Below are 24,589 nucleotides of genomic sequence, written 5' to 3' on the forward strand. Positions count from 1 at the left end.
TTTGTAAGCTGGTTTCTTGTGTTGTTTTAATAGTATAAAAATACTCTAATTAATTATTTATTTAAGCAACTGTTGTTACATTAGTAAGGGATTTATATAATCCTTACAATGAAACTTAAAAGGCGTCCTTTTATTATAATACAAATTATTTGTGCAATTGGATGGTTAGTTTTTTTAGTTATAGAAAAACTTAACTATTTTGAAGGTTATCCTACTACTCAATCAGAACTTTTTAGTGATTTAAGAGCTGTTTTTGTAGTCGTTTCATTTATAGCAACATTGGTTAACTATAAAACAAAAGAAGATGACAAAACATAAATGTAGCTGGTGTCTAGGTGACGATTTATACGAAGCCTATCATGATAATGAATGGGGAGTTCCTGTTTATAATGACCATCAATTATTCGAATTTTTAATTTTAGAAACTTTTCAGGCTGGATTAAGTTGGATTACAATTTTACGTAAAAGAGAAAATTTCCGTTTGGCTTTCGATTTTTTCGACTATAAAAAAATAGCACAATATGAAGATGACAAAAAGCATGAATTACTCAATAACGCAAGCGTTATAAGAAATAAATTAAAAGTAAATTCTGCAATAACGAATGCTCAAGCATTTATAAAAATTCAAGAGGAATTTGGAAGCTTTAACAACTACTTATGGGCATTTGTTAATAAACCTATTAAAAATAGACTTAAGAATTTTAAGGATGCGCCTGCAAATACTCCTTTAAGTGATAAATTAAGTAAAGATTTAAAAAAACGTGGTTTTAAATTTGTTGGAAGCACAGTAATTTATGCGTTTATGCAAGCAACTGGAATGATTAACGATCATGAAATTGGTTGTTTTAGATATGAAGAAGTTTAATCTATTACTTTCTCCTCTACTTCCATCTGCTCTATAATTGCTTCGTCTTTTGGGTTATAAGGAATAACTTCTAAAATATGCTCAATAGCTTCTATTCTAGCAGTTGTTTTTTTATTTGCTTTTATTACATTCCAAGATGTTATTTTGGTGTTTGTTTTTTTTAACATTTTCTTTTTATATTCTGTATAATCATCCCAAAGCTCTAGTGCTTTTTGATCTACAGCACTATATTTCCATTTCTTTAATGGGCTTGATTTAACTTCTTCAAAGCGTTTTTCTTGCTCATCTTTAGAAAAAGAAAAGTAAAATTTAATTAGTCTTATGCCAGATTCTGTAATCATACGTTCGAACTGGTTTACTTGGTTCATAAACACATTATACTCTTTTTGAGTACAAAAACCATTTACAGGTTCTACTACTGCTCTATTATACCAGCTTCTATCAAAAAAAACAATTTCACCTTCTCTAGGTAGTTTATTAATATAGCGTTGAAAATACCATTGTCCTTTTTCTTCTTCTGTTGGTTTTGGTAAGGCAACAACCTTAAACTCTCTTGGGTTTAAATGCTCTGTAGTACGTCTTATTGCTCCTCCTTTTCCTGCTGCATCTCTACCTTCAAAAATTATAACTACTCTTTCATTATTCTCTACAACCCAATGTTGTAACTTAATAAGTTCTTCTTGTAGAGACTTTAATCTTGATTCGTAATTTAAGTTTTTTTAAACTTTAGAAATTGAAATTTCATCTTCTAATAAAAACTGTTTAATCCCTTTTTTAGAATTTAATTTCTTTAAATCTTTTTCTGTTTTCTTATCAATCATACGCTTTAATCTATTTACTTTACTAGTCTATGGTAACGTTGTACAATATTTGGGTCTCTAAATAATGTTGTCCCAGATTTTCCTTTATTATCATAATTAAATTTTGATAACACATAACGCATACTCTCTAATCTGGCTTGCTTTTTATTGTTTGTTTTTTGTTTTCTTAAAATCTTCAATTGTTAGCATACTTAGTAATTAGAGAACTAAGTTCGCACATTATCTAAAATTAAAAAATGATTTTTATTAGTTAAAGAAAAGACATAAATTTATCTCTAGAAATGTCTTTAGCACCTAGAGTTTGTAGGTGACTTGTATAAACTTGGCAGTCAATAAGTTTATAATTTGAATTTTGAATAAATGTTATAAATGCCGCTTTGCTAGCATTACTTTCTTTAGCAAACATACTTTCTCCACAAAAAACACCGTTACCTAGGTCTACACCATAAAAACCACCAACCAACCTATTGTTTTTCCAAACCTCAATAGATTTAGCAAAGCCTTGTTCATGTAAATTAATGTAAGCATCTATCATGTTGTTAGTAATCCATGTGCCAGATTGACCACTGCGTTTTGCTATAGAACATTCAATAATTACAGTGTTGAAGTCTTTATTTATAGTAATCTCATAGCTACAATTTTTAAGAAATTGTTTCATGCTTTTTGAGACTTTTAAATCTGCTGGAAACAAAACAAACCTTGGGTTTGGAGACCACCAAATAATAACCTCATCTTCATTAAACCAGGGAAAAATACCACTTTTGTATGCTAGTATTAAACGTTCTACAGATAAATCTCCACCTAAAGCAAGTAGACCTTCTTCGTCTGTATCTTGAACGTTTGGGAATATTATATTTTTATTTAATACATGCATAATTCTATTTCACTAAAATAAAAAAAACGGTAATAACAATTATATGTTATTACCGTTTTTTAAAAATTCTACACCTCGTGCAAAACTAAAACTATTTTACCTTAGAAAGGTAAATCGTCGTGATCATCTACTTTTAAATCTGCTGCTGGCTCGAAAGCTGCTGCTGGTGGAACTTCTGGCATTCCAGCAGGAGCTGCAGATTGTGCTCCTTCAATTCTCCAACCTTGAATAGAATTAAAATATTTAGTTTCTCCTTGTGGGTTAACCCATTCTCTACCGCGTAAATTGATGTTTACTTTAACATCTTGCCCTACTTGGTAGTTGTTTAACAAATCGCATTTGTCTTGAACAAACTCGACTAGTATGTGTTGAGGATACTGCTCTTCTGTTGTTACAACCAATTCTCTTTTTCTAAATCCGTTGCTACCAAACGTTTGTGTTTCTCCTACTAATTTTACTTTTCCTTGTACTTCCATTGTCTATATAATTATTAAATATTCGTCTAAATTAATCGTATTGTTACGATAACAATACTTTCCATGCGCTCTCAACATTACCAAAACTAAGCAAATTCTGTGCCTTTTTATGTTTTTCGATTTGAGTTAGTGCTAAATTGTCATGTGTTTTAGCAAAAGCGTTTACAACCTCATTAGTTGGTAATGCCTCAACATTTGCTAATAAGCCTAAGTCGTTTCCTGTTAAAATATTACTATTTCTAATTTTTTTGGGTAAAGCATCTACTCCAATTCCTAAAGTTGAGAGTGGTTTTGGTATTTCAAAAAAACCAGCTTTAGCTCTACTATAATAACTTCCTCCAGCACGAGATACTAAGTCTAATTTCTCTTGGTCTATGCTTCCGCTTTCTGTTAAAACAGCATCATTAATATGAAGTTTTACAACCTCACAAATAATTAAATTACCTGCTCCTCCTTCTGTTCCTAACTTTACAATCTCGTTAACTTTACACTCAAATTGCACAGGTGATTCTGCAACACGAAACGGCTTTACAATATCACTCTTTAGCATTGTTAAACCTGCTTTTTCAAACTCGTTTACGCCTTCTGCATATTCTGTACTACTTAAGGACATTTGTTGTACAATATTATAATTTACAACATTTATAACTACCTCTTTTGTACTTTCTGCGTTCTCTAAAGTGTGTTTTGTGGTGTTATCTCTAACGCGACGCGCTGGAGAAAAAATCATAATTGGAGGATTTGCACTAAACACATTAAAAAAGCTAAAGGGAGACAAATTAGGGTTTCCATTTTCATCTATCGTACTTGCGAAAGCTATAGGTCTAGGTGCCACAGTACTTAACAAATAGCCATGCAGTTTTGCAGTTGGCAAGTCTTTAGGTTCAAAAGAAGTCATTAACTTATTTATTTTGAGCAAATGTACTTAATTAACAAACGAACTAAAAGAAGATTATTCTAGGTTTGTACAATATTATTAACAATAGTTCATTATATAGTTTTTAACTATATTAACACAAAAATAACTACATGTTTTTTACAAAAAACAGACAACTTGTTCGCTGGATTATAATTACAGCTTCGTTTGCAATTATTTCATTAATTCTCTGGAATACATATACTTTTTTTCAAAAATTTAAAGCTGAAGAGCGTGCTAAAATGGCTATTTGGAGTGCTGCTCAAGTAGAACTTCAAAGAAGTCTTTTAACAGATGATATAAATCCTTTAGTTGATAAAATTATTTTTTCAGACAGTTTAACTCCAAAAATTGTAATTAATGAAGAAAAACAAATAAATACTGTAAACATAAATGAAAAAAGAATAAACGATTCTACATACATAAACAAACTGATTCTTCAGTTTGAAAAACAAAACAAACCAATTGAACTTTCCTATATAGATCCCAAAAACAACAAGAAAGTTAATATTGGAAATTTATATTATGGAGATTCAGATATTTTAAACAAACTTAAATACTATCCATTAGCACTTTTATTAATAATTTTCTTATTTGGATCTGTTGTATATTTCTTTTACCGAAGTTCTAAAATTGCAACACAAAATAAATTATGGTCTGGTATGGCAAAAGAAACTGCTCACCAAATAGGCACGCCTTTATCGTCTTTAATAGGTTGGGCTGAAATTTTAAAAACCGAAAACGTAAACCCAGAATACATATTAGAGATTGAAAAAGATATAGATAGGTTACAAACAATTACTGAACGTTTTAGTAAAATTGGATCATTACCAACCCTAGAAAAAACAGATATTGTAAAAGAAACTCAAGACACTTATAATTACCTAAAATCTAGATCTTCTAAACTTATTAATTTTACAATAAAACTTCCTGAAGATCCAATTTATGTAAATTTAAATCCACAGTTATACAGTTGGACAATCGAGAATTTAGTTAAAAACGCCATAGACGCCATGAAAGGCAAAGGAGATCTTACTATAGTAATAACTCAATTAGAAAATAATGTAAAAATAAATGTTATTGACACAGGTAAGGGCTTAACTAAAAATCAGTTTAAAAGTGTATTCGAACCTGGCTATACTACAAAAAAACGAGGTTGGGGATTAGGCTTATCTCTTGCTAGACGTATTGTCGAAGATTTTCATGATGGTAAAATAAAAGTTGTTCAGTCACAAATAGATAAAGGTACTATTATGCAAATAGCATTAAAAACAGTGTAATAATGAGCGAAAAATTAATTACAGTAAAAAAGGTTTCTCTAAACAATAATTGTCCTGAATGTTTTAGTACAAACGGACTTGAGCTTACTTTTAAACAAAAATTTATTGAAACTAAGTTTTACAAATCTATTACTCAAGATATATCTACTATTATGCATTGTAAGATATGTGATACTTCTATTTATCCTGTAACCTGGACAGAGGATATTGAGCGTGTGTACGATTACCAAATGAAAGCTTTTACACCTAAAAAAACTTCTAAAAAGTTTAAAACTCTTTTTTGGGTACTTGTTGGAAGCCTTACAATTGTAGTTATTACTGCAAGCGTATTAATAATTATAAATTTGTTTGAATAGCTTCAGCTAAAGCTTCAAACTCTTCTTTTTCTAAAGAAACTTTATTAACAAAACAAGCATCCTCCATAGTATTTAAAGGTATTAAATGCACATGAACATGCGGTACCTCTAGACCAATAACAGAAACTCCAACTCTTTTGCATGTTACTGTTTTCTCTAAAGCAATTGCGACTAACCTAGAAAACTCCATTAAGCCAGCATACTCTGCTTTATCTAAATCAAAAATCTTGTTAGTTTCTTTTTTGGGAACACATAGTGTATGGCCTTTTGCATTTGGATTTACATCTAAAAAAGCAAGAAACTCTTCTGTTTCTGCTACTTTATAACATGGTATTTCTCCGTTAACAATCTTTGTGAATATTGATGCCATAATACTTATTTCTATTAAAAATTAAAGATAAAAAAAGATTCCTGCTAAACTGAAAATTATTTCAGAATAAACAGGAAAAATATTTATTACGTCTTTATTGCGACTAGAGCCAAATAAAATTAACGACTAATCTCTACAATATCAAATTTAATAATACCACTTGGCACCTTTATTTCTGCAATATCTCCTACTGTTTTACCAAGTAATCCTTGACCAATTGGTGAATTAACAGAAATTTTACCTGCAGCTAAATCTGCTTCACCATCTGCAACTAGAGTGTAATTCATTTCCATACCATTGGTTTTGTTTTTAATTTTCACTTTAGAAAGCACTAAAATTTTAGAAGTATCCATTTGGCTTTCGTCTATTACTCGTGCTCCTGCCATTTGGTCTTCTAGTTTACTTATGCGCATTTCTAGCATACCTTGCGCTTCTTTAGCAGCATCGTACTCGGCGTTTTCACTTAAATCACCTTTGTCTCGAGCTTCTGCAATTGCATTACTAGCTTTTACACGCTCTACATATTTTAATTGCTTTAGTTCTTCTCTTAATCTTTTTAAGCCTTCAGCAGTATAATATGATACTTTACTCATAATTTTTTCGTTTAAATACTAATTCTATAAAGAAAAAGATTCCGAAAACACTTCGGAATAAAAAAATCTCGCATACACGAGATTATACTACAAATATACAAAATATTTAATTCGCAAATTACTTTTGTTGTAAATTGCAATGCTATAAAAAATAAAAAAATATGAAATTAAATACAACTGTACTTCTCTTATTTGCTAGTCTTATGTTTACTTCTTGTAACAAGAATGATGATGATAATCAGAATAATAACCCAAATATACCTAATGCTGTTTTCGATACAGGAAACCTTATAAACACTAGCTTACCGCAATATAACCAAATGCAATTCCCAGGAAACTACATAACATTAAATAGCAATTATGGTATAAAAGGTGTGGTTTTATATTATGCAGGGAATAATAATTATAGCGCTTTCGAGCTTAGCGACCCTAACCACGCTATAAGTTCATGTTCAAACTTAACTGTAAATGGAATTGTTGCTACTTGTAATTGTGCAGACGAAAACGCCTACGAAATTTTAAATGGTACAAGGCAAGAAGGTACAGGTGGCCAATATACAATGGTACGTTATTTTGTAGAAGTAAGCGGAAGCGTGATTCGTGTTTTCAATAATTAGGGCAAATTTTCAATGCTTATAATGGCATTAAAAAACAGGCTATCACTACTCGCTTCGAGGAGCTTAAACAAACCGTTCTATCCTTTTCGCAATAAAAAAAAGTGGCATCTAGCCACTTTTTTTATTTAAAATGTTTTATAATTAAAACTTTAACGTCGCTCCAATTAAAAAATTTGTAGTGGCCTGTGGATAATAACCAGCACCTTCTATGGTTGTAGTTTGTCCTGGATTAGACCAAGTATCATCGAAAGTAAAATAATATCCATTAGACACATACTCTTCTCCAAAAATATTATTTACTAAACCAGATAATAGAATGGATTTAAATATTTTATTGGTTTTAATCTCGTAAGTCACATTAAAGTCGTTAACAAAATAGCTTTCTAATTTAGACACTTCAGAATCTGTATTTCCCATAAATTGCTCACCAACATATTTACTTAAAAATGCTAATTGCAAATTAGCTACAGGCTTAAAATTAATAGCATTACCCATTACAACTTCTGGAGAAAAAGAAATATTAGTTTTTCCTAAATTTACAAAATCACCATCTCTAGAAACTATAGTTTCTTTGTTTTTATTAGAACTAAGTGTTGCATTTGGTTGCAAAGAAAACTTATCGTTTATTTTAATTACAGCCTCTAGTTCTAATCCTAAACGAGAACTTTCTCCTGAGTTGTTTCTTATTGGTGCTCCTACATCATCAATATCACCTGTTAAAACTAGTTGTTCATTATACAGCATATAGTAAGCATTCGCGTTAAAGATTAGTTTGGGACTTTTAAATCTCCATCCCAACTCAAAATCATTTAATTGTTCTGGCTTGATATCTGGATTACTTTCAAAATCACTTCTACTTGCTTCTCTATTCGCCCTTGCATAGGAAAAATAAAAATTGTTTTTATCGTTTAAATTATGAGAAATTCCGGCTTTAGGGTTAAAAAAATGAAATGTTTTATCAATTTCAAACAAGACTAAATCCGAACTTATTCCGCTAGTATCATAATTTACACTTCTAAATTGTAAATCTCCAAATAAACTTAATTTATCGTTTAATTGATAAGTGGCTTTAGTAAATACACTAAAATCGTACTTGTCTCCATCACCTTCATAATAACGATCTCTAATTTCGCTATTACTTGCATACTCTGCCCAAATTACTTCTCCAAAATGGTCTCCATGATAAGAGCTATAAAACAATCCTGTGCTTAGATTTAGTGTTTCATCCTTATAATTAACATTTGCATTTAGCACATAAAAATCATTATCTAACCAACGCCTTCTTATAACATCTGTCTGGTTAATAGTTTCTCCACCTGTTGCTATCTCATTAAAACCGTAAGTTGAAAAATCTTCATCTTCTATATACTGCTCAAAATAACCACGTCCATAAGTATAATTTAAGCCTAGGTTTGTTGACCAATTATTGTTAATTTTTTCATTCCAATGTAATTGATAATGGTCTTGCTTGTAATTATCTACCTCGTTGTCGTAAAAACGTGTGTTTCCATTTTGGTCTATATATTGTCCAGACGGATTAAATGTTCTATCATTTTCAAGCGTAGCAGCATCTATACCATTCCAAGCTTGATAGGTAATTCCTTGACCTCCAAAAACAACAGCTTTAATTAGTCTATTATCATCTACGTATGCGCCTTGAAGAAAATAAGATTTTAAATCTGATGTTGCACGATCTATATATCCATCAGAATTTATTTGCGATAGACGTCCTGATATTTCAAAGTTATTATTTAACAATCCTGTACTATATTTTACAGTATGCTTTCTTGTATTAAAACTACCAAAACTATTAGAAATTTCTCCTTTAGCATCTTTAGTAACTGCATCTGTTAACACATTAATACTTGCTCCAAAAGCACCAGCTCCATTAGTAGATGTTCCAACTCCACGTTGTAATTGTAAACTTTCTACTGAAGAAGACATATCTCCCAAGTTAACCCAAAAAGTTCCTAAACTTTCTGAATCGTTATAGGGAATTCCGTTAATAGTTATGTTTGTAGATTGTGAGCTTACACCACGTACACGAATACCAGTATAACCAACACCAGCTCCAGCATCACTAGTGGTTACTACAGATGGTAAATAATTTAATAAAATTGGAATATCCTGCCCTAAATTACGTTTTTCTAATTCTTCCTTGGATACATTAGAATGTGTAATTGGTGAATTTGCACCTACTCGAAGTGATTTGATTAAAACCTCATCTAGTGCTTCAACTTTTGTTGAATCTTGAGCAATTTTTTGCGCAAAACTATTTATTGCGAGTAAGGTAAAAACTGAACCTAAAATTATTATTTTTACTGTAATTTTCATTCGAAATACATTTATATTACGAATAAAAAGAGGCCATTATTCTTTATTACTATTAAAATATAAAGAGCTCTAAATATCAAAATATGGCACATTAGTTTTTTAATTAAAATTTCTAAATAATTATTTAGATTAAAAGTAAGAACCAATATTACAACCTTATTATACTATCTAAAAACAGTCACTAATTGTTTTCTTTAAGCTCGTTTCCTAAACAGCATTACCTGTTCTAGGTTCAATGGGTATGATCTCAGCCGTTTTGGGCACCCCTTTTTTGAGAACAACATAAAGGTAAGTCTATTTTTTTAATTTACCAAAATCTTATGATTTATTTTTAATCTAAATTAGGCTTTCTTCTACTTACTTTGCGTTCTGCATTTAGGCGTTTACTTTTTAATCTTTTAAAAATTACTGCTTTTGGAGTTTTGGTAGGAATGCGTTTCTTTGGGACAAATAAAGCCAATTTTATTATTTGGATAGCTCGAATAATAGCAATATTCTTGTTTCTATGTTGACTTCTACTTTCGCTAGATTGTAAAATTAAAATTCCATCTTTAGTTATTCGGTTTGATAATTTTTGCTGAATAACTTGTTTTTGTTCTTGAGTTAAAACTAAAGATTCGCATATATTAAAAGATAATTCTATTTTAGAGGACACTTTATTTACATGCTGTCCACCTGCACCAGAACTTCTTAACGCTTTATAACTAAACTCATTTATAGGTGCTAATTCGTTAAACATTATACTTGATGTGTTGCTTTAAGTAAATCTGTAACTGTTTTAACAGGATTGAAAGTTACTAGAGGTACCTCTACAAAAATAGTATTCCAATTAGCCATACTTCCATTCCAAAGTCCTGGAAATTCTAAAGCTTTTATATCTTTACCTGTTTTAGTTTTCATAGTTATAAATCCTGTTTTATGGTCAACAAACTTGGTAAGATCAAACTTTTCACCTTTATAATTTTTAATACCACAAACTAAATCTACAGGATTAAAATGAGTTGAGTTTTTTAATATACTCTTTTGGTGTCTATTTTTTTTATCTACTTGAGCAGATTCTATAATTTGAAGAGACACGTTACCACTTTCTTCTTTTACCCAAAAAGGTCCTCCTCCAGGCTCTCCTTCGTTTTTAACCATACCACATACTCTAATTGGTCTATTTAGTTTGCTTTTTAAATATTCTACTTGATATTTTGATGAATATTTCTCGAATTCATGAGAAATAATAACGTTTAGTTTTTTTCTTAAAAAACGTGCAATTTCAATTAATGTGTTTTCAGAAAGTGTCTTTTGCTCTAACTCTTTTAAGTAGCTAAATGCTTGTTGCTGTGTTTTTAACAAAACACCTGCAAGAATTTTTTTATGTTTTGCAACTTCTTTTTCAAATCTATAAACTACAACATTATCTATGTTTTTTATAAAAACAATATCTGCATCAAAATCGTTTAAATTAACCAATAGTGCACCATGACCAGAAGGTCTAAAATGTAAAGTACCATTAGCATTTTCAAAAGGTTCATTTTTTAATGTTACAGCAATAGTATCTGTTTCTTCTCTTTGATAAGAATAGGAAATTTTAAATTTTGTGCTTGTTTTTTGCTCAACAATAGTTCGTATACGTTTAAATTCTTCTTCAAAAATATTCTTATAAATTTCTGAAATTGTAAAGTGTATAGTAGCTTCGCCTTTAGAGGTTGCATATAACGCTGCTTCAAATAAATGCTCTTCGAATGCTGTTGCAATGTGGTCTTTATATTTATGAAAAGGTAATAACCCTTTAGGGTACCAACTATAATTTAGATTATTCTCTCCTAAAAGAGTTTTAACTAACAAAACAACTTGTTTGTTATTTGAAAGTGAATTATAATTCGGGTTATTTTTTATTGTAGTTTCTAAAAGTAATTTATAGAAAGGGAATTTCTCTAAGCCAACCAGAAACAATGATAACTCTGTTGCTTTATGTTTATTTATATAAGCATTTACGCTATCTTTTTTAATGTTGTAGGATTCTAGAAACTCGAATAAAAACTTAAACATTCGGGTAGCACCACCAGAAGCAGGAACAAATTTAATTATTTTTAATTGCTCTTTATGTTTATTATAAAAACTTAAATAATCTAGATTCCCATCTTCATTAAGGCTTAAAATCCCGTGTCCTAAAATAGCGGCAGATTTTAGGCTTATACAAGGTAATCCTGTTTTAAAAATCTCAATTTGACTTAAAACTTTTTCAACGTTTAATCCCTTATCCTCAATTTGTTGTATTTGTAATGTTGTAAAATTCAAATTTTATCTTTCATCAAATTATCTATATGCTTAATTGCTAATTTAAGTCGCTCATCTTTATTCCCTTTTAGCAAAAAATAAGGCCTGTTGTTTTTTTTTAAAGCCTTTTCAAAAACTTTAAACATCTCCTCACGCTCTTTGGGCTTATCTCTTAAATCATCTGCTTCCCAAGGCGTATCAATATACGTTAAAAAGTATAAATCGTAGGTGTTTTCCAGCGCATATTTTTCTAGAATTGGATCGCATATTCCCGAATAATAGGTTTCAGAATACACCTTTGTTTCTAACAAATCTGTATCACAAATAAGGACTGTATCAGTTTTATTTGCTAATTCATTTTCAAGTGCTATTTGGCCAATTGCAATTGGTATTAAATCTTTTGGTTCACAAGTAGTTCGTGTGTTATTCCATTTATTTTGAAGATATTCTCTAGCATATTCTGGAACCCAAACCGAATTATAGTATCGTGCTAACTGTCTAGACAAGGTTGTTTTTCCTGTAGATTCCGGACCAAACAAGACTACTTTTAAGCAGTTTGCTGGGTTTTGTTTAAGTGTTTCTTCCATGCTAAATAACCAAATATTGCAATAAATGTAAATCCTAAATATTGAAAAGAAGTAAATGTAAATCCTTTATGAAAATATAATGGTACAGAAATAATATCGCCTATAATCCAAAAGATCCAGTTTTCTATTTTACGTCTTGCCATTAACCACATACCTACAAAAAAGATAGCAGTCGTTATAGTGTCAACATAAGCAACCCAACTGGTCCATTTTTCAATTGTTTTGTAAACTACAAACACAAAAATTAGTGTTGCTATAAATATTATAATACTAGTTTGTTTTTCTTTTTTTGTTATGGTTGAAATGGGTGTTACGTGATCTTCATCAATCTTTCTAGTCCAAATATACCAACCATAAACACTCATTGCAAAGTAATAAGCGTTTATCATCATATCACCTAACAAACTACATTTTAATAACAAATAAACAAATATGACAGTACTAATCATTCCTGTTGGAAACACCCAAATTTTGTTTTGTTTAGAAAACCATACAGATAAAAAACCAAAAATAACTGCAATAATTTCTAGTACAATATCTATGGTTTGATATTCTAAATATTGTTTAAAAAAGAAATCAAAAATTTGGCTCATAGTCGCTTCTATCTGTTTTTACAACTTTCATGGTCAGCACACAAATGTCTTGTTTTTCAAACGATTCCTTAATTTTTTGATTCAAAAATGGCATTAATTGATCAAATTCTCCAAAAATCTGGGTGCTTAACGGATTTTCTAAAACAGTAAAACCAGAATTACGCAATGCTTTTATAAATTCAATAACGTGTTGTTCGAAATCATTACTTAAAGGTGATAGCGTTAAATCTATTGAAATTTTCATAACTATTTTTTTATTTGATTAAAAAAATCTTCATTTTCTTCAAAAGCAGTGCCTATAACCACTAAATCTGCTCCTGCTTTATAAGCATCATCTAATTGTTTTTTACTTCTAATTCCGCCACCTACAATTAATGGTATGTCTAAATCTTGTTTTACAAAATTAATTATCTCTAAAGGTACTGGATGTATTGCTCCACTAACTGCTTCAAGGTAAATTAGCTTTTTACCTAATAACTCTCCTGCTTTTGCTGTGTCTGCAATTAATTGATGTATTGCTGTAGGTATTGGTTTTGTATCAGTTACTTTTTGAACAATCGTTTCTCTTCCATTTTTAATTAAAATATAACCTGTAGAAATCACTTCTAGATTTGTGTTTTTTAAAATTGAAACTGCTTCTATTTGTTTTTCAATCAAGTATTTAGGGTAGCTACCAGAAATTAATGATAAAAACAAAATGGCATCTGCATCTTTTGAAATTTGTGTTACATCTCCAGGAAATAAAACTAATGGTAAATCTGTTAATGGTTTTAAAACAGAAACTAATTGATGGGTAACTTCAGTTTCAACATTACTTCCTCCAACAAAAATATGAGTTATTATTGATTTATTAATTTTATCCGCAAATTGCGATGTTAATTTTAAATCAAATTTGTCTGGATCTATCAAAATAGCCAAAAGCTTTTTTTGTTGCGTTATCGCGGAAACTATGTTGCTATAAATACTCATTATTCAATAACGTAAGCACAAGTAAAACCTTCAAACTCTAAATAATTTGCAGTATACCGTTTTTTTAACCCTTTGTAATCTATCCAACAAACGGTTTCAGCATCCATAATACTAAATGGAATCACCAAAAAATGTTCTATAAATAACATTCCAGGTGTTGCAAATAGCTTGTATAAGGATTCTTTAATTCCCCAAATTACAGTTAGCTTGTTGATATAATCTGACGCTTTTTTATCCAAATATGCAAACTCATATTCAATAAATTTTTTGGCTATAATAACTATTTTATTTCGTTGCTTTTCTATATCAATTCCAACTTCTTTGTCACTAACAATTACTCCAGAAAATATAAAACTATGAGTTATAGATATGTGTTTACCATCTTTTAAATGAGGTTTTCCATTGTCATCATAAAACAAATCTCGATCTGTGTAACCCAATTCTCGTAACAAATGCCGTACACTCAAAAACCCTCTTTGGTGTAATTCACTTTTCATACCTAAAACACGAGATAAGCTCTCAGTTTTCAAATCTAAAGGCGAAAATAAATCGTCGTAAGATTCTTCAATCTTCCAGATTTTAACAGTAGTTTGTGAGTTTACACTAATGGATTTGTAAAGAGCCATTTAATATTCTAAATGTTATTGATTATCTTTGCATCGCCTAAGGCGAATTTAGTATTTTTGTTAAGCGAATTTAACTATTTTAAGTGCTAATCCCAAAGGTGTTTCATTTATAAAATTAAGATATAATAATTATGAGTACAAAAACTGTTGCTTACGTACCTAACAAGATAAAAGATATGTCGCTTGCGGCTTGGGGAAGAAAAGAAATTAATTTAGCCGAAGCAGAAATGCCAGGTTTAATGAGTTTACGTGAAGAATATAAAAACGAGCAGCCTTTAAAAGGTGCTAGAATTGCAGGATGTTTACACATGACTATACAAACTGCTGTTTTAATTGAAACTTTACAAGCCTTAGGTGCAGAAGTTACATGGAGTTCATGTAACATTTTCTCTACACAAGATCAAGCTGCAGCTGCAATTGCTGATGCAGGAACTGCTGTCTATGCATGGAAGGACATGACAGAAGAAGAGTTTGATTGGTGTATCGAGCAAACATTATTCTTTGGAGAAGACAGACAACCACTAAACATGATTTTGGATGATGGTGGAGATTTAACTAATATGGTTCTAGATCGTTATCCAGAATTATCTGCTGGAATTAAAGGTTTATCTGAAGAAACTACAACTGGAGTTCATAGATTATATGAGCGTGTAAAAAACGGAACATTAACTATGCCTGCTATTAATGTAAACGATTCAGTAACTAAGTCTAAGTTTGATAACAAATATGGATGTAAAGAGTCTGCAGTAGATGCTATACGTCGTGCAACAGATACGATGCTAGCTGGTAAGCGTGTAACCGTTTGTGGTTATGGAGATGTAGGTAAAGGCACTGCTGCTTCTTTTAAAGGTGCTGGAAGTATTGTAACTGTAACAGAAATTGATCCTATTTGTGCTTTACAAGCAGCAATGGACGGTTTTGAAGTTAAAAAACTAGAAACTGTTGTTGGCAATAGCGATATTGTAATTACAACTACTGGAAATAAAGATATTGTACGTGCTGAGCATTTTGAAGCAATGAAAGACAAAGTTATCGTTGCTAATATTGGTCACTTTGATAATGAAATACAAGTAGGTTGGTTAAACGAGAAGCATGGTCATACTAAAGATACTATCAAGCCTCAAGTTGACAAATACAACGTAAACGGAAAAGATATAATCTTACTTGCCGAAGGACGTTTAGTAAACTTAGGTTGTGCAACTGGTCACCCAAGTTTTGTAATGAGTAACTCTTTTACAAACCAAACTTTAGCGCAAATCGAATTGTGGAAAAACAGTGCAGCATACAAGAATGATGTATACATGTTACCTAAGCATTTAGATGAAAAAGTTGCTAAATTACATTTAGAAAAAATAGGTGTTGAGCTCACAGAATTGGCAGATTACCAAGCAGATTATATTGGTGTGAAAGTTGAAGGACCATACAAGCCTGAGCATTATAGATACTAAATTCCCTCAAAAAAAGTAATCTTATAATAATAAATCCCAAGCTTCATGTTTAGGATTTTTTTTGTTTGGGCAATTTGCTTTTGGCAAAAAAAGCCAAAAGCAATCAGGCTTTCCACTATATCTTTTTTTTCGCACCTCAAAAAAAAGATGCCGCATCAATCCTTATTGCAGAAATGATTAGCTTCAACTTTTAATATAAACTTATGAGCCTTAAAACAGTAAAGAATAAACTTGAAAAATTAGAATTACATATCGAAAACTACAGTGTTATAGACCCAAAAGTATCTAAAAGTAATGTTGGGTGGCATATAGACCATAGCTTAAAAGTTATTAACGGTGTAAGCATTACGCTTCAAAAATCTGACCCAACTTTATATAAAAATAATTTTAGCTTTTTAGGAAAAGTATTCTTTACGCTTGGTTTCTTCCCAAGAGGAAAAGCCAAAGCGCCTAAACAAGTTACACCACCAGAAGTTATTTTAAAAGAAGATATATTATCGCAATTGCAACTTGCAAAAACTAATTTGGATACTATTGCAAGTTTAGATAAGAATGCCTTTTTTAAACACCCTTTGTTTGGAGATATTAATACTAGTAGGATTAATCGCTTTTTGGTATTGCATACTAATCATCATTTAAAGATTATTGAGGATATTATGAAAAAATGATTAGTAGCCACTTACCAATAGATTTCTAGCACCTCGAATACCACATTTTTGATATTTATGATAGGTTTGGGCTGCTCTTTCTCTAATTTGTTCGTTTGTTTCATTAAGAATCCAACCATCTATAGAAGATTTTAGGGTATAAGCTTCTGGAGCCATTAAACCAGTGGTCCATATCAAAGGATTTGATTTTGTTTTTTCAAGATACCGAGCAAAATAATTTTTACTAATGCACGCTAAGATTATTGCATCTCTTCTTTTAGTGTTAGCTTGTTTAAAATTTCCTTCAACATTAAATTCCATTAATCCATGATGTCCAACATAACATAAAAGGTTTGATTCTCCTCCAAAGCGAAGTTTATCATTTTTATATTTTATTTGTATTTCATTGTTAGCAGCATTTGCTTCTAAAAAGTCTTTTGTAGTTTGCTTAATATACCTCACATCATACACATCTGCTAATAAATAGGTGTTAGACGTTTTATGTTTAAACAAAAGACGTTCAAGTATATGATTATTTATATTTTTAGTGGTTAATACTAATGTCCAATCTTTACTTCTTTTAAAATAAGTTTTCACTCCATACATTGCTCCCCAATAAAGATTTGATTTAATATTTTGTCCATTCCCAAGTGTTTCTGGAACGGGAATAATTCCTTGATTTACATTATAACATAATGCAACAAACACATGAATAGTTTTAATATCATTTTCTATTTGACTAATGGATAAAAAAGAAATAATAAATAAGATAAATAGCAATTTTTTCATTCAAATAAAACGAAAAAGCTATAGTTTTATTATAAACAAAAAACGCCTTTCAAAAATAAAAGGCGTTTTTTAATATCTGAAAGAAATTGTTTCTAAGCTTCGAAAGGCTCTATTGAAACGTAAGATCTGTTATCTTTTTTCTTTGTAAATTTAACTAAACCATCTACTCTAGCGTGTAAAGTATGATCTTTTCCTTGGTATACATTCTCAGCTGGGTGATGTGTATTACCGCGTTGTCTTAATATGATATTTCCAGCAATAGCAGCTTGTCCACCAAAAATCTTAACGCCTAAACGTTTTGATTCTGATTCTCTACCATTCTTCGAACTACCAACTCCTTTTTTATGAGCCATAATTTTAAGGTTTTATTTTATTAATATTAACTTAAAGCAGCTATTAAATCAGCTTTCTTCATAGAAGAAATCCCTTTAACACCTTTAGCTTTAGCCATCTCTTTTAACTGCGCAACAGTCATTTTGCTTAAATCTTGAGTTTCCTCAGCAACTTTAGCAACTGGCTTAGCTTTTACTTTAGGTTCAGCTTTTTTAGTTTCTTTTTTTGGAGCAGCTTTTTTAGCTCCCGAAGCTACAATGCTCTCAATAACGATTTCTGTTAAGGCTTGTCTATGACCGTTTTTAACACGGTAACCTTTTCTTCTTTTCTTTTTGAAAACAATAACTTTATCACCTTGAAGGTGCTTTAAGATTTTCACACTTACTTGTGCTCCATCTATAGCTGGGGCGCCTAAAGTAACATTGTCACCATCTGCAATTAAAAGAACATTATCGAAAGACATAGTCTTTCCTTCTTCTGATGCTAAACGGTTAACAAAAACTTTTTGGTCTTTTTCAACTTTAAATTGATGCCCTGCTATCTCTACAATTGCGTACATTAGCGTAACGTTTTTATTAATTTGTTATTAAAAAAATCTACTATCTTCTCAGAAAGCGGATGCAAATATACTTCTTAAAAATTAATTAGCAAACGTTTTTCTTAGTGATTACTAATATTTTAGAAATAAAAAAGCATTTAATTCTATTTACAGTTAAGTTATTGTTTTGAATATCATGAAAAAAGATCGTAAAAAATTATAATTCTATGTTAAAATTTTAACACAACACCCATTTAAGAGTGCGTCTATCACTATTTTTGAAGGTAGTTTGTAACAAATTATCTAAGTTATAGACATATATTTCAATTAACATTAAATATCTCACAATGAAAAAAAGTTTATTCTCATTAGCAGCATTGCTTTTAGCTGGATTTGCAGCTAATGCGCAAGAAGTTAAATTTGAAGAGTATGATTTAAGTAACGGTATGCACGTTATTTTACATCAAGACAACACTGCTCCTGTAGTTACAACCTCTGTAATGTACCATGTTGGTGCTAAAGATGAAGACCCAGAACGTACAGGTATGGCTCACTTTTTTGAACACCTTTTATTTGAAGGAACAGAAAATATTGAGCGTGGTGAATGGTTTAAAATTGTAACCTCTAATGGAGGAAGCAATAATGCAAATACTACAGACGATAGAACTTATTATTATGAAGTATTTCCTTCTAACAGTTTAGAATTAGGTTTATGGATGGAATCTGAGCGTTTAATGCATCCTGTAATTAACCAAATAGGTGTAGACACTCAAAATGAAGTTGTTAAAGAAGAAAAACGTTTGCGTGTAGACAATTCTCCTTATGGCAAATTTATTGAGAACGTGAAACTTAACATGTTTAAAAAACACCCATACAAAGGGACAACTATTGGTAAAATGGCACATTTAGATGCTGCTTCACTAGAAGAGTTTCAAGCCTTTAATAAAAAATTCTATGTGCCCAACAACGCTGTATTAGTTGTTGCAGGTGATATGGATGTACCTTCTACTAAAAAAATGATTGAAGACTATTTTGGGCCTATTCCAAGTGGTGAAGATATTGTTAGAAACTTTCCAAAAGAAGATCCAATAACCGAAACTATTAAGGCTAAAGCTTACGATTCTAACATCCAGATTCCTGCAATTATGGCTGCATATAGAACTCCTGCGATGACAGAAAGAGATGCTTATGTATTAGACATGTTATCTAGCTATTTAAGTGATGGTAAAACTTCTAAACTATACAAAAGACTTGTGGATGATAAAAAAATGGCATTACAAGTTGGTGCTATAAACCAAAGTCAAGAAGATTATGGTACATATATAGTATACGGTTTACCTTTAGGAGATAACTCTTTAGAAAGCTTACTTGTAGAAATTGATGACGAGCTTGTTAAAGTACAAACAGAATTAATGACTGAAAGAGATTACCAAAAGCTTCAGAATAAATTCGAAAACAATTTTGTAAACTCAAACTCTAGTATTTCTGGTATTGCTAACTCTTTAGCAAGATATTATATGTTATATGATGATGTAAATTTAATTAATAATGAAATTAATATTTACAGATCTATTACCAGAGAAGAAATACAAGCGGTTGCCAAAAAATACCTAAACCCAAATCAACGTTTGGAATTAGAGTATTTACCAGAAGAAAAATAATAGGAAACAAATAACAAAGAAAAATGAAAACAAAAATAACAGCACTTATAGCACTGTTTTTACTATCAATTTCGGCAACAGCTCAAATTGATAGATCTGTGCAACCAAAACCAGGTCCAGCTCCTTCGATTACATTAGAAGTACCAGGAGAGTTCGAACTTAAAAATGGTCTTAAAGTATTAGTCGTAGAAAATCATAAGCTACCAAGAGTGTCTTACTCTTTAGTAATTGATAACCAACCAGCAGTTGAAGGAAACATTACTGGTGTTAATGGTATTTTAGGATCTATGATGGGTAATGGTACAACCTCTATTTCTAAGGACGAGTTTAATGAGGAAATAGATTTTCTTGGAGCTAGATTAAGTTTTGGATCTAGCAATGCATTTGGTAGTTCTTTAACAAAGTATTCTGAAAGAATCTTAGAGTTAATGGCTGATGCAGCAATGAATCCTTTATTAACAGAAGAAGAATTCCAAAAAGAAAAAGAAAAAGCATTAGAAGGTTTAAAATCTAACGCAAAAAGTGTAGATGCTGTTGCATCTCGTGTTGGTGGAGCTTTATCTTATGGAAAAAAACACCCTTATGGTGAATTTGTAACAGAAGAAAGTTTAAACAACATTACACTTGATAATGTACGTGCTTATTTTCAAAAAAACTTTAACCCTAACAACGCTTATTTAGTAGTTGTTGGTGATGTAGATTTTAGAACGGTAGAAAAGCAAGTGAAAAAACACTTTAAAAAATGGGACAAAGGTATAGATGTTACTAAAAACATTCCAGAGGTATATAGAAACGTAAGTGCTACAGAAATTAACTTTATAGATATGCCTAATGCAGTGCAATCTAATATTTCTGTAACAAGTAACGTAAAATTAGAAATGGGTGATCCAGATTATCACACAGTACTAATTGCTAATAAAATTTTAGGAGGTGGCTTTGGTTCGTATTTAAACATGAATCTACGTGAAGAGCATGGTTATACTTATGGAGCACGTTCAAGTGTTGGTACAGATCGTTATGGAGCGTCTCGTTTTACAGCATCTACTGCAGTTAGAAATGCTGTAACAGATAGTGCTGTTGTAGAATCTTTAAAAGAAATTAAAAGAATTAAAGCTGAAAAAGTTTCTGCTGAAGATTTAAAAAATGCAAAAGCTAAATATGTAGGTGACTTTGTATTAGCATTAGAGCGCCCGCAAACTATTGCGAACTATGCTTTAAATATTAAATTAAACAACTTACCAAAAGATTTCTACAAAACGTATTTAACTAAAATTAATGCGGTTTCTATTGAGGATGTTCAAAGAGTAGCAAACAAATATTTCACAGAACAAAACGCAAGAGTTATTGTAGTTGGAAAAGGTAGTGAAGTTGTTACTAATTTAGAAAAAACAGGAATTCCGATTAAATATTTTGATGCTTTTGCAACAGAAGTTAGCAAGCCTGTATTTTCTAAACCAGTTCCAGATGGAGTAACTGCAAAAACTGTAATAGATATTTACATAACTGCAATTGGTGGTAAAACAGCATTAGATAATGTTACAACTTTGGTTCAAGAAATGAGTGCCTCTTTTCAAGGACAAAATATGGCAATGACACTTAAGCAAAAAAGCCCTAACCTTATTGCTACAGATGTTAGTATTATGGGAATGGGAACTGTATTTCAACAAGCATTTAATGGAGAAACAGGTTATATGGCACAAATGGGAAATAAACAACCTATGCCAGCTGATGCTGTTGAAAAAGCTAAAGCTAAAAAAGGATTATTTGATGAGTTAAATTTAATGAATGACTCAACAAAAAAACTTACATTATCAGGAATAGAAGCTGTTAATGGTGCAGATGCATATGTTTTAGTAATTGAAAATGAAGAAGGAGAAACATCTAAAAACTATTATGATGTAACTTCAGGATTAAAAATTAAGAGTGTTTCTACTGCTAAAGGTCCAGGAGGAAAAGAAATAACTCAAGAAAAAACTTTTGGTGACTATAAAGAAGTAGGCGGAATTAAATTTCCTTACGCAACTTCTGTACCAATGGGAGGTCAAAGTGTAGAATTAAAAGTTACTGCTGTTAAGGTAAATGAGCCTTTAACAAATGCTGACTTTGAATAATTTATAGTTATTTAAATATATATAAAAATCTGAAGTCGAAAGGCTTCAGGTTTTTTTTGTTAAACAGTTTTTTTCTTCTTGTTTGCAAGATAAACTCCAATTAAAATAATTACTGTAGCAATACCTTGTAACGCGCTAAAAGACTCTCCATCTAAAACTCCCCAAATAAGAGCTACAATAGGCATTATATAAGTTACAGAAGAAGAAAATACTGGTGTAGAAATTTGAACTAGTTTACAGAACAACACCTTAGCAAATGCAGTACCAAATAAAGAGAGAATAATAACATATAAAATAGAGATTCCAAACTCTGGCTTGCTATACTGTTCTTGAGAAAAGAAATCTGTAAAAAACAAGACTATAAGTGCTGGTAAAACAATAGGAACATAGTTTCCAACTGCAATAGTTAATGGTTTTACATCTTGTAAATAACGCTTTATAATATTTACATTTGCTGCATACATTAAAGTTGAAGCAATAATAAAACCTGCGAATAAGTAGTTTTGCTGTGGGTTTAATTCTGCTCCTTTTAAAATTAATAAAGCCGTACCAATAAAGCCAATAATTACACCAAAAATCTGCCTCTTGGTAGAAGTAATTTTAAAAATAGCCAATCCCATTAAAACAGTATTTAGTGGCACAAGAGAATTTAATACAGAAACTACAGCACTATCAATCTCGGTTTCTGCTATTGCAAAAAAGAAAGCAGGTATAAAAGACCCTAAAAAACCAGATAAAGCAATCCATTTCCAATCTTGTTTTTTTATGGTACCAATAGTTTTAAAACCTACAGAAAACAAAAACAAACCCGTAATTACGGTTCTTAAAGCACCTAGTTGATATGGTGTTAAACCTATTAATGCCTTTTTAATAAGAATAAAACTTGTTCCCCAAATAATAGATAAAATAATAAGGTAACTCCATTTAGACTGTTTCATTTTAAAAATAAGTTAATTAACTAGTGCAAAAAAATGAAATTTTTAAATCAATAAATAGATATAATTGTTAATTTTGTAATCTTAAAATTAATAATTAAAATCAATACCGATGAAAAATTTAAAAAACATATTAGCAATAGCTATTATTACAGTTGCAGCTTTTAGTTGTAAAAACGAAGCAGAACCAGAAGTTAAAACTGTTGAAGTTGAAACTATAGTTGAAGGAAAAAAAGCAGAACTAGACCCAAATGCAACATACGCAAAAGCAGAGTTTAAAATTGAAGGCATGACATGTGCAATGGGTTGCGCAAAAACAATAGAGAAAAAAATGGCTGAAATGGAAGGTGTAAAATCTGCTACTGTTGATTTTGGACGTGAATTAGCAATGGTAGAATACGACGAAGCAAAAGTAACTCCTACTTCTCTAGAAGCTACTGTAACAAGTGTTGAAGATACTTACAAAGTAAAAGACATGAAAACTGTAAATGATTTCTCTAAGGAAGAGAAAAAAGCTTGCGCAGCAGATTGCAAAAAAGAGTGTTGTAAAAATAAAACAGAAGCAGAAAAAACAGCTTGTGCTAAAGATTGTAAAAAAGCATGTTGTGCTAAAGAAACAAAAGCATAATTTTTTATACTTAAAAACAAAAAAAGCTCCTTCATTTATGTTGGAGCTTTTTTTATGGAAAAAGAATTATATTTACTAGATAGCATTTCATAATAGGTTAGTTACAAGTAAAAATCCAATGTATAGACTTCTAATTTTAGTGGTATTTTTTTCGATTTGTTCAAGACTATCCGCTCAGAATACAAATCCTGAAAAATCAGAATTAAAAAAAATACTTAGGAAAAGTATTGACCAAGAATCTCGTAAAATGATTTCAACAATTTCTAATCCTTGGATAATTAACAATACTGATAGTTTTTATTTTAAGGCTGATACTATCAATATTAAAAAACATTATAATTATAACAATCGAAAAAACTGATATAGTACTGATTTTGAATACATATAATAAAAATGGATTAATTGATAAGTTTATAGTAGTATCAATCCATAGGAATGATATAGAAGATGAAATAACATTAAAAAGAATGAAAAAAATAATTAATAACTAATAATTATGCCAAGAAAATACTACTCTAAGGTTTCTTATGGATTATTAATTACTGTATTTTTAGTTTTTTTTAGCCCATTAATTCTAAATATTATTAAAAACGGACTAAATCAAAATATTATTTTAACAGGCTTATTTTTAATAATACTTTTTGGTTTTATATCTCATATGTTTTTTAAGACAGAATACACTATTCAAGATAATAAGCTTAAAATTAGATGTGGTTTCTTTACCTATAAACCAATAAATATTCAAGAAATAAAAGAAATCACTAAGACTAATAATATTATTTCTTCTCCAGCAGCCTCTTTCGATCGAATTGAAATTAAATATGGAAAGTTTCATGAAATTATAATTTCACCAAAAAACAAACATGACTTTGCTGGTTACTTAACAAGTATAAATCCTGAAATAAAAAACAATTTAATTACAAACTAGTAAACTATTAAAGCAAACAAGTAAAA

Annotated in this window: 29 protein-coding genes and 1 pseudogene; 11 read left to right on the forward strand and 19 right to left on the reverse strand. The window is 30.4% G+C overall.

Translation table 11 applies throughout. From position 1 onward, the window contains the following. The first annotated feature begins 108 nt into the window (after positions 1–108). Both QNK89_RS08880 and QNK89_RS08885 read left to right on the forward strand, forming a co-directional pair. Positions 109–318 (forward strand): hypothetical protein, encoded by a 210-nt coding sequence (locus tag QNK89_RS08880; RefSeq protein WP_340170663.1) that lies wholly within the window; start codon positions 109–111, stop codon positions 316–318. Further along, positions 305–865 carry a DNA-3-methyladenine glycosylase I gene (locus QNK89_RS08885; protein WP_340170664.1) on the forward strand — a complete coding sequence of 187 codons (561 nt, stop codon included), beginning with the start codon at positions 305–307 and terminating at the stop codon, positions 863–865. Before QNK89_RS08880 ends, QNK89_RS08885 begins: the two co-directional genes overlap by 14 nt. On the opposite strand, the pseudogene ppk2 reads toward QNK89_RS08885, so the two are convergent. The 5 genes and pseudogenes from ppk2 to QNK89_RS08910 all read right to left on the reverse strand — a co-directional run bounded on the left by ppk2 (position 862) and on the right by QNK89_RS08910 (position 3,934). Next, a pseudogene (ppk2, locus tag QNK89_RS08890) lies at positions 862–1,686 on the reverse strand (polyphosphate kinase 2). The gene QNK89_RS08885 and the pseudogene ppk2 sit on opposite strands and share 4 nt — an antisense overlap. 14 nt (positions 1,687–1,700) lie before the next feature. Further along, entirely contained in the window at positions 1,701–1,865 is a 165-nt protein-coding gene (locus QNK89_RS08895; RefSeq protein WP_340170666.1) for a hypothetical protein, read from the reverse strand. A 71-nt stretch (positions 1,866–1,936) separates the two neighbouring features. Beyond that, a complete protein-coding gene (gene aat / locus QNK89_RS08900) occupies positions 1,937–2,560 on the reverse strand; it encodes a leucyl/phenylalanyl-tRNA--protein transferase (protein ID WP_340170667.1) in 624 nt (207 codons plus the stop codon). Between the two features lie 101 nt (positions 2,561–2,661). After that, the gene (locus tag QNK89_RS08905; protein WP_340170668.1) at positions 2,662–3,036 is read right to left on the reverse strand and encodes a DUF3127 domain-containing protein; all 375 of its coding nucleotides are present in this window, start codon (positions 3,034–3,036) and stop codon (positions 2,662–2,664) included. Between the two features lie 43 nt (positions 3,037–3,079). After that, a complete protein-coding gene (locus QNK89_RS08910; protein WP_340170669.1) occupies positions 3,080–3,934 on the reverse strand; it encodes a flavin reductase family protein in 855 nt (284 codons plus the stop codon). 131 nt (positions 3,935–4,065) lie between these two features. On the opposite strand from QNK89_RS08910, the gene QNK89_RS08915 reads away from it, so the two are divergent. Then, complete coding sequence (locus tag QNK89_RS08915) at positions 4,066–5,232, forward strand: HAMP domain-containing sensor histidine kinase (protein ID WP_340170670.1); 1,167 nt, start codon at positions 4,066–4,068, stop codon at positions 5,230–5,232. Positions 5,233–5,234: 2 nt separating this feature from the next. Beyond that, entirely contained in the window at positions 5,235–5,588 is a 354-nt protein-coding gene (locus QNK89_RS08920; protein WP_340170671.1) for a hypothetical protein, read from the forward strand. Here QNK89_RS08920 and QNK89_RS08925 read toward each other — a convergent pair. Together QNK89_RS08925 and greA are read right to left on the reverse strand one after the other, a co-directional pair. After that, a complete protein-coding gene (locus QNK89_RS08925; RefSeq protein WP_340170672.1) occupies positions 5,569–5,958 on the reverse strand; it encodes an HIT family protein in 390 nt (129 codons plus the stop codon). The genes QNK89_RS08920 and QNK89_RS08925 overlap by 20 nt on opposite strands. Before the next feature lie 119 nt (positions 5,959–6,077). Beyond that, positions 6,078–6,551 (reverse strand): transcription elongation factor GreA, encoded by a 474-nt coding sequence (gene greA, locus QNK89_RS08930; protein ID WP_340170673.1) that lies wholly within the window; start codon positions 6,549–6,551, stop codon positions 6,078–6,080. A 161-nt stretch (positions 6,552–6,712) separates the two neighbouring features. Here greA and QNK89_RS08935 point away from each other — a divergent pair, with 161 nt between their 5' ends. Continuing rightward, positions 6,713–7,168 (forward strand): hypothetical protein, encoded by a 456-nt coding sequence (locus QNK89_RS08935; RefSeq protein WP_340170674.1) that lies wholly within the window; start codon positions 6,713–6,715, stop codon positions 7,166–7,168. A gap of 141 nt (positions 7,169–7,309) precedes the next feature. Here QNK89_RS08935 and QNK89_RS08940 read toward each other — a convergent pair whose 3' ends face one another. From QNK89_RS08940 to QNK89_RS08975, 8 genes are all read right to left on the reverse strand, one after another. Then, positions 7,310–9,502, reverse strand: a complete 2,193-nt coding sequence (locus QNK89_RS08940; RefSeq protein WP_340170675.1) for a TonB-dependent receptor — start codon at positions 9,500–9,502, stop codon at positions 7,310–7,312. Positions 9,503–9,833: 331 nt separating this feature from the next. Further along, a complete protein-coding gene (gene arfB / locus QNK89_RS08945; RefSeq protein ID WP_340170676.1) occupies positions 9,834–10,241 on the reverse strand; it encodes an alternative ribosome rescue aminoacyl-tRNA hydrolase ArfB in 408 nt (135 codons plus the stop codon). Further along, on the reverse strand, positions 10,241–11,791 hold the full coding sequence (locus QNK89_RS08950) for a DUF4301 family protein (protein ID WP_340170677.1): 1,551 nt from the start codon (positions 11,789–11,791) through the stop codon (positions 10,241–10,243). The genes arfB and QNK89_RS08950 overlap by 1 nt, the downstream gene beginning before the upstream one ends. Next, positions 11,788–12,357: an ATP-binding protein gene (locus tag QNK89_RS08955; protein ID WP_340170678.1), complete on the reverse strand. Its 570-nt coding sequence runs from the start codon at positions 12,355–12,357 to the stop codon at positions 11,788–11,790. The genes QNK89_RS08950 and QNK89_RS08955 overlap by 4 nt, the downstream gene beginning before the upstream one ends. Beyond that, entirely contained in the window at positions 12,318–12,950 is a 633-nt protein-coding gene (gene pnuC, locus QNK89_RS08960; RefSeq protein ID WP_340170680.1) for a nicotinamide riboside transporter PnuC, read from the reverse strand. The genes QNK89_RS08955 and pnuC overlap by 40 nt, the downstream gene beginning before the upstream one ends. Beyond that, entirely contained in the window at positions 12,934–13,194 is a 261-nt protein-coding gene (locus QNK89_RS08965) for a thiamine-binding protein (protein ID WP_340170681.1), read from the reverse strand. Before QNK89_RS08965 ends, pnuC begins: the two co-directional genes overlap by 17 nt. 2 nt (positions 13,195–13,196) lie before the next feature. Next, a complete protein-coding gene (locus QNK89_RS08970) occupies positions 13,197–13,919 on the reverse strand; it encodes a geranylgeranylglyceryl/heptaprenylglyceryl phosphate synthase (RefSeq protein ID WP_340170682.1) in 723 nt (240 codons plus the stop codon). After that, positions 13,919–14,545: a 4'-phosphopantetheinyl transferase superfamily protein gene (locus tag QNK89_RS08975; RefSeq protein WP_340170683.1), complete on the reverse strand. Its 627-nt coding sequence runs from the start codon at positions 14,543–14,545 to the stop codon at positions 13,919–13,921. The genes QNK89_RS08970 and QNK89_RS08975 overlap by 1 nt, the downstream gene beginning before the upstream one ends. A 131-nt stretch (positions 14,546–14,676) precedes the next feature. Here QNK89_RS08975 and ahcY point away from each other — a divergent pair, with 131 nt between their 5' ends. Next, positions 14,677–15,993: an adenosylhomocysteinase gene (gene ahcY / locus QNK89_RS08980; protein ID WP_340170684.1), complete on the forward strand. Its 1,317-nt coding sequence runs from the start codon at positions 14,677–14,679 to the stop codon at positions 15,991–15,993. A 203-nt stretch (positions 15,994–16,196) separates the two neighbouring features. After that, positions 16,197–16,661, forward strand: a complete 465-nt coding sequence (locus QNK89_RS08985) for a DUF1569 domain-containing protein (RefSeq protein WP_340170685.1) — start codon at positions 16,197–16,199, stop codon at positions 16,659–16,661. Here QNK89_RS08985 and QNK89_RS08990 read toward each other — a convergent pair whose 3' ends face one another. The 3 genes from QNK89_RS08990 to rplU all read right to left on the reverse strand — a co-directional run bounded on the left by QNK89_RS08990 (position 16,662) and on the right by rplU (position 18,321). Beyond that, the gene (locus QNK89_RS08990) at positions 16,662–17,429 is read right to left on the reverse strand and encodes a hypothetical protein (protein ID WP_340170686.1); all 768 of its coding nucleotides are present in this window, start codon (positions 17,427–17,429) and stop codon (positions 16,662–16,664) included. A 92-nt stretch (positions 17,430–17,521) separates the two neighbouring features. Then, on the reverse strand, positions 17,522–17,782 hold the full coding sequence (gene rpmA, locus QNK89_RS08995) for a 50S ribosomal protein L27 (protein WP_299249991.1): 261 nt from the start codon (positions 17,780–17,782) through the stop codon (positions 17,522–17,524). Between the two features lie 26 nt (positions 17,783–17,808). After that, entirely contained in the window at positions 17,809–18,321 is a 513-nt protein-coding gene (gene rplU, locus QNK89_RS09000; RefSeq protein WP_340170687.1) for a 50S ribosomal protein L21, read from the reverse strand. Between the two features lie 326 nt (positions 18,322–18,647). Here rplU and QNK89_RS09005 point away from each other — a divergent pair, with 326 nt between their 5' ends. Together QNK89_RS09005 and QNK89_RS09010 are read left to right on the forward strand one after the other, a co-directional pair. Then, a complete protein-coding gene (locus QNK89_RS09005) occupies positions 18,648–19,961 on the forward strand; it encodes a pitrilysin family protein (protein WP_340170688.1) in 1,314 nt (437 codons plus the stop codon). Positions 19,962–19,984: 23 nt separating this feature from the next. Next, a complete protein-coding gene (locus tag QNK89_RS09010) occupies positions 19,985–22,072 on the forward strand; it encodes a pitrilysin family protein (protein WP_340170689.1) in 2,088 nt (695 codons plus the stop codon). Between the two features lie 59 nt (positions 22,073–22,131). Here the strand turns inward: QNK89_RS09010 and QNK89_RS09015 are convergent, their stop codons facing one another. Then, complete coding sequence (locus QNK89_RS09015; RefSeq protein ID WP_340170690.1) at positions 22,132–23,010, reverse strand: DMT family transporter; 879 nt, start codon at positions 23,008–23,010, stop codon at positions 22,132–22,134. Positions 23,011–23,119: 109 nt separating this feature from the next. Here QNK89_RS09015 and QNK89_RS09020 point away from each other — a divergent pair, with 109 nt between their 5' ends. After that, positions 23,120–23,635 (forward strand): heavy metal-associated domain-containing protein, encoded by a 516-nt coding sequence (locus tag QNK89_RS09020; RefSeq protein WP_340170691.1) that lies wholly within the window; start codon positions 23,120–23,122, stop codon positions 23,633–23,635. Positions 23,636–24,131: 496 nt separating this feature from the next. Further along, the gene (locus QNK89_RS09025) at positions 24,132–24,563 is read left to right on the forward strand and encodes a PH domain-containing protein (protein WP_340170692.1); all 432 of its coding nucleotides are present in this window, start codon (positions 24,132–24,134) and stop codon (positions 24,561–24,563) included. Positions 24,564–24,589 lie beyond the last annotated feature (26 nt).

Source organism: Lacinutrix sp., from assembly GCF_037625555.1.
Lineage (GTDB): Bacteria > Bacteroidota > Bacteroidia > Flavobacteriales > Flavobacteriaceae > Lacinutrix.

Excerpts from the sequence above, each read along its gene's own strand:
- rplU (WP_340170687.1), bottom strand. The coding sequence starts at position 18,321 with ATGTACGCAATTGTAGAGATAGCAGGGCATCAATTTAAAGTTGAAAAA.
- QNK89_RS08925 (WP_340170672.1), bottom strand. The coding sequence starts at position 5,958 with ATGGCATCAATATTCACAAAGATTGTTAACGGAGAAATACCATGTTAT.
- QNK89_RS08955 (WP_340170678.1), bottom strand. The coding sequence starts at position 12,357 with ATGGAAGAAACACTTAAACAAAACCCAGCAAACTGCTTAAAAGTAGTC.
- QNK89_RS08935 (WP_340170674.1), top strand. The coding sequence starts at position 6,713 with ATGAAATTAAATACAACTGTACTTCTCTTATTTGCTAGTCTTATGTTT.
- QNK89_RS08885 (WP_340170664.1), top strand. The coding sequence starts at position 305 with ATGACAAAACATAAATGTAGCTGGTGTCTAGGTGACGATTTATACGAA.
- aat (WP_340170667.1), bottom strand. The coding sequence starts at position 2,560 with ATGCATGTATTAAATAAAAATATAATATTCCCAAACGTTCAAGATACA.
- QNK89_RS08910 (WP_340170669.1), bottom strand. The coding sequence starts at position 3,934 with ATGACTTCTTTTGAACCTAAAGACTTGCCAACTGCAAAACTGCATGGC.
- pnuC (WP_340170680.1), bottom strand. The coding sequence starts at position 12,950 with ATGAGCCAAATTTTTGATTTCTTTTTTAAACAATATTTAGAATATCAA.
- QNK89_RS08915 (WP_340170670.1), top strand. The coding sequence starts at position 4,066 with ATGTTTTTTACAAAAAACAGACAACTTGTTCGCTGGATTATAATTACA.
- QNK89_RS08880 (WP_340170663.1), top strand. The coding sequence starts at position 109 with ATGAAACTTAAAAGGCGTCCTTTTATTATAATACAAATTATTTGTGCA.
- greA (WP_340170673.1), bottom strand. The coding sequence starts at position 6,551 with ATGAGTAAAGTATCATATTATACTGCTGAAGGCTTAAAAAGATTAAGA.
- QNK89_RS08990 (WP_340170686.1), bottom strand. The coding sequence starts at position 17,429 with ATGAAAAAATTGCTATTTATCTTATTTATTATTTCTTTTTTATCCATT.
- QNK89_RS09015 (WP_340170690.1), bottom strand. The coding sequence starts at position 23,010 with ATGAAACAGTCTAAATGGAGTTACCTTATTATTTTATCTATTATTTGG.
- QNK89_RS09010 (WP_340170689.1), top strand. The coding sequence starts at position 19,985 with ATGAAAACAAAAATAACAGCACTTATAGCACTGTTTTTACTATCAATT.
- arfB (WP_340170676.1), bottom strand. The coding sequence starts at position 10,241 with ATGTTTAACGAATTAGCACCTATAAATGAGTTTAGTTATAAAGCGTTA.
- QNK89_RS09005 (WP_340170688.1), top strand. The coding sequence starts at position 18,648 with ATGAAAAAAAGTTTATTCTCATTAGCAGCATTGCTTTTAGCTGGATTT.
- QNK89_RS08920 (WP_340170671.1), top strand. The coding sequence starts at position 5,235 with ATGAGCGAAAAATTAATTACAGTAAAAAAGGTTTCTCTAAACAATAAT.
- QNK89_RS08965 (WP_340170681.1), bottom strand. The coding sequence starts at position 13,194 with ATGAAAATTTCAATAGATTTAACGCTATCACCTTTAAGTAATGATTTC.
- rpmA (WP_299249991.1), bottom strand. The coding sequence starts at position 17,782 with ATGGCTCATAAAAAAGGAGTTGGTAGTTCGAAGAATGGTAGAGAATCA.
- QNK89_RS08970 (WP_340170682.1), bottom strand. The coding sequence starts at position 13,919 with ATGAGTATTTATAGCAACATAGTTTCCGCGATAACGCAACAAAAAAAG.
- QNK89_RS08940 (WP_340170675.1), bottom strand. The coding sequence starts at position 9,502 with ATGAAAATTACAGTAAAAATAATAATTTTAGGTTCAGTTTTTACCTTA.
- QNK89_RS08905 (WP_340170668.1), bottom strand. The coding sequence starts at position 3,036 with ATGGAAGTACAAGGAAAAGTAAAATTAGTAGGAGAAACACAAACGTTT.
- QNK89_RS08985 (WP_340170685.1), top strand. The coding sequence starts at position 16,197 with ATGAGCCTTAAAACAGTAAAGAATAAACTTGAAAAATTAGAATTACAT.
- QNK89_RS09025 (WP_340170692.1), top strand. The coding sequence starts at position 24,132 with ATGCCAAGAAAATACTACTCTAAGGTTTCTTATGGATTATTAATTACT.
- QNK89_RS09020 (WP_340170691.1), top strand. The coding sequence starts at position 23,120 with ATGAAAAATTTAAAAAACATATTAGCAATAGCTATTATTACAGTTGCA.
- ahcY (WP_340170684.1), top strand. The coding sequence starts at position 14,677 with ATGAGTACAAAAACTGTTGCTTACGTACCTAACAAGATAAAAGATATG.
- QNK89_RS08975 (WP_340170683.1), bottom strand. The coding sequence starts at position 14,545 with ATGGCTCTTTACAAATCCATTAGTGTAAACTCACAAACTACTGTTAAA.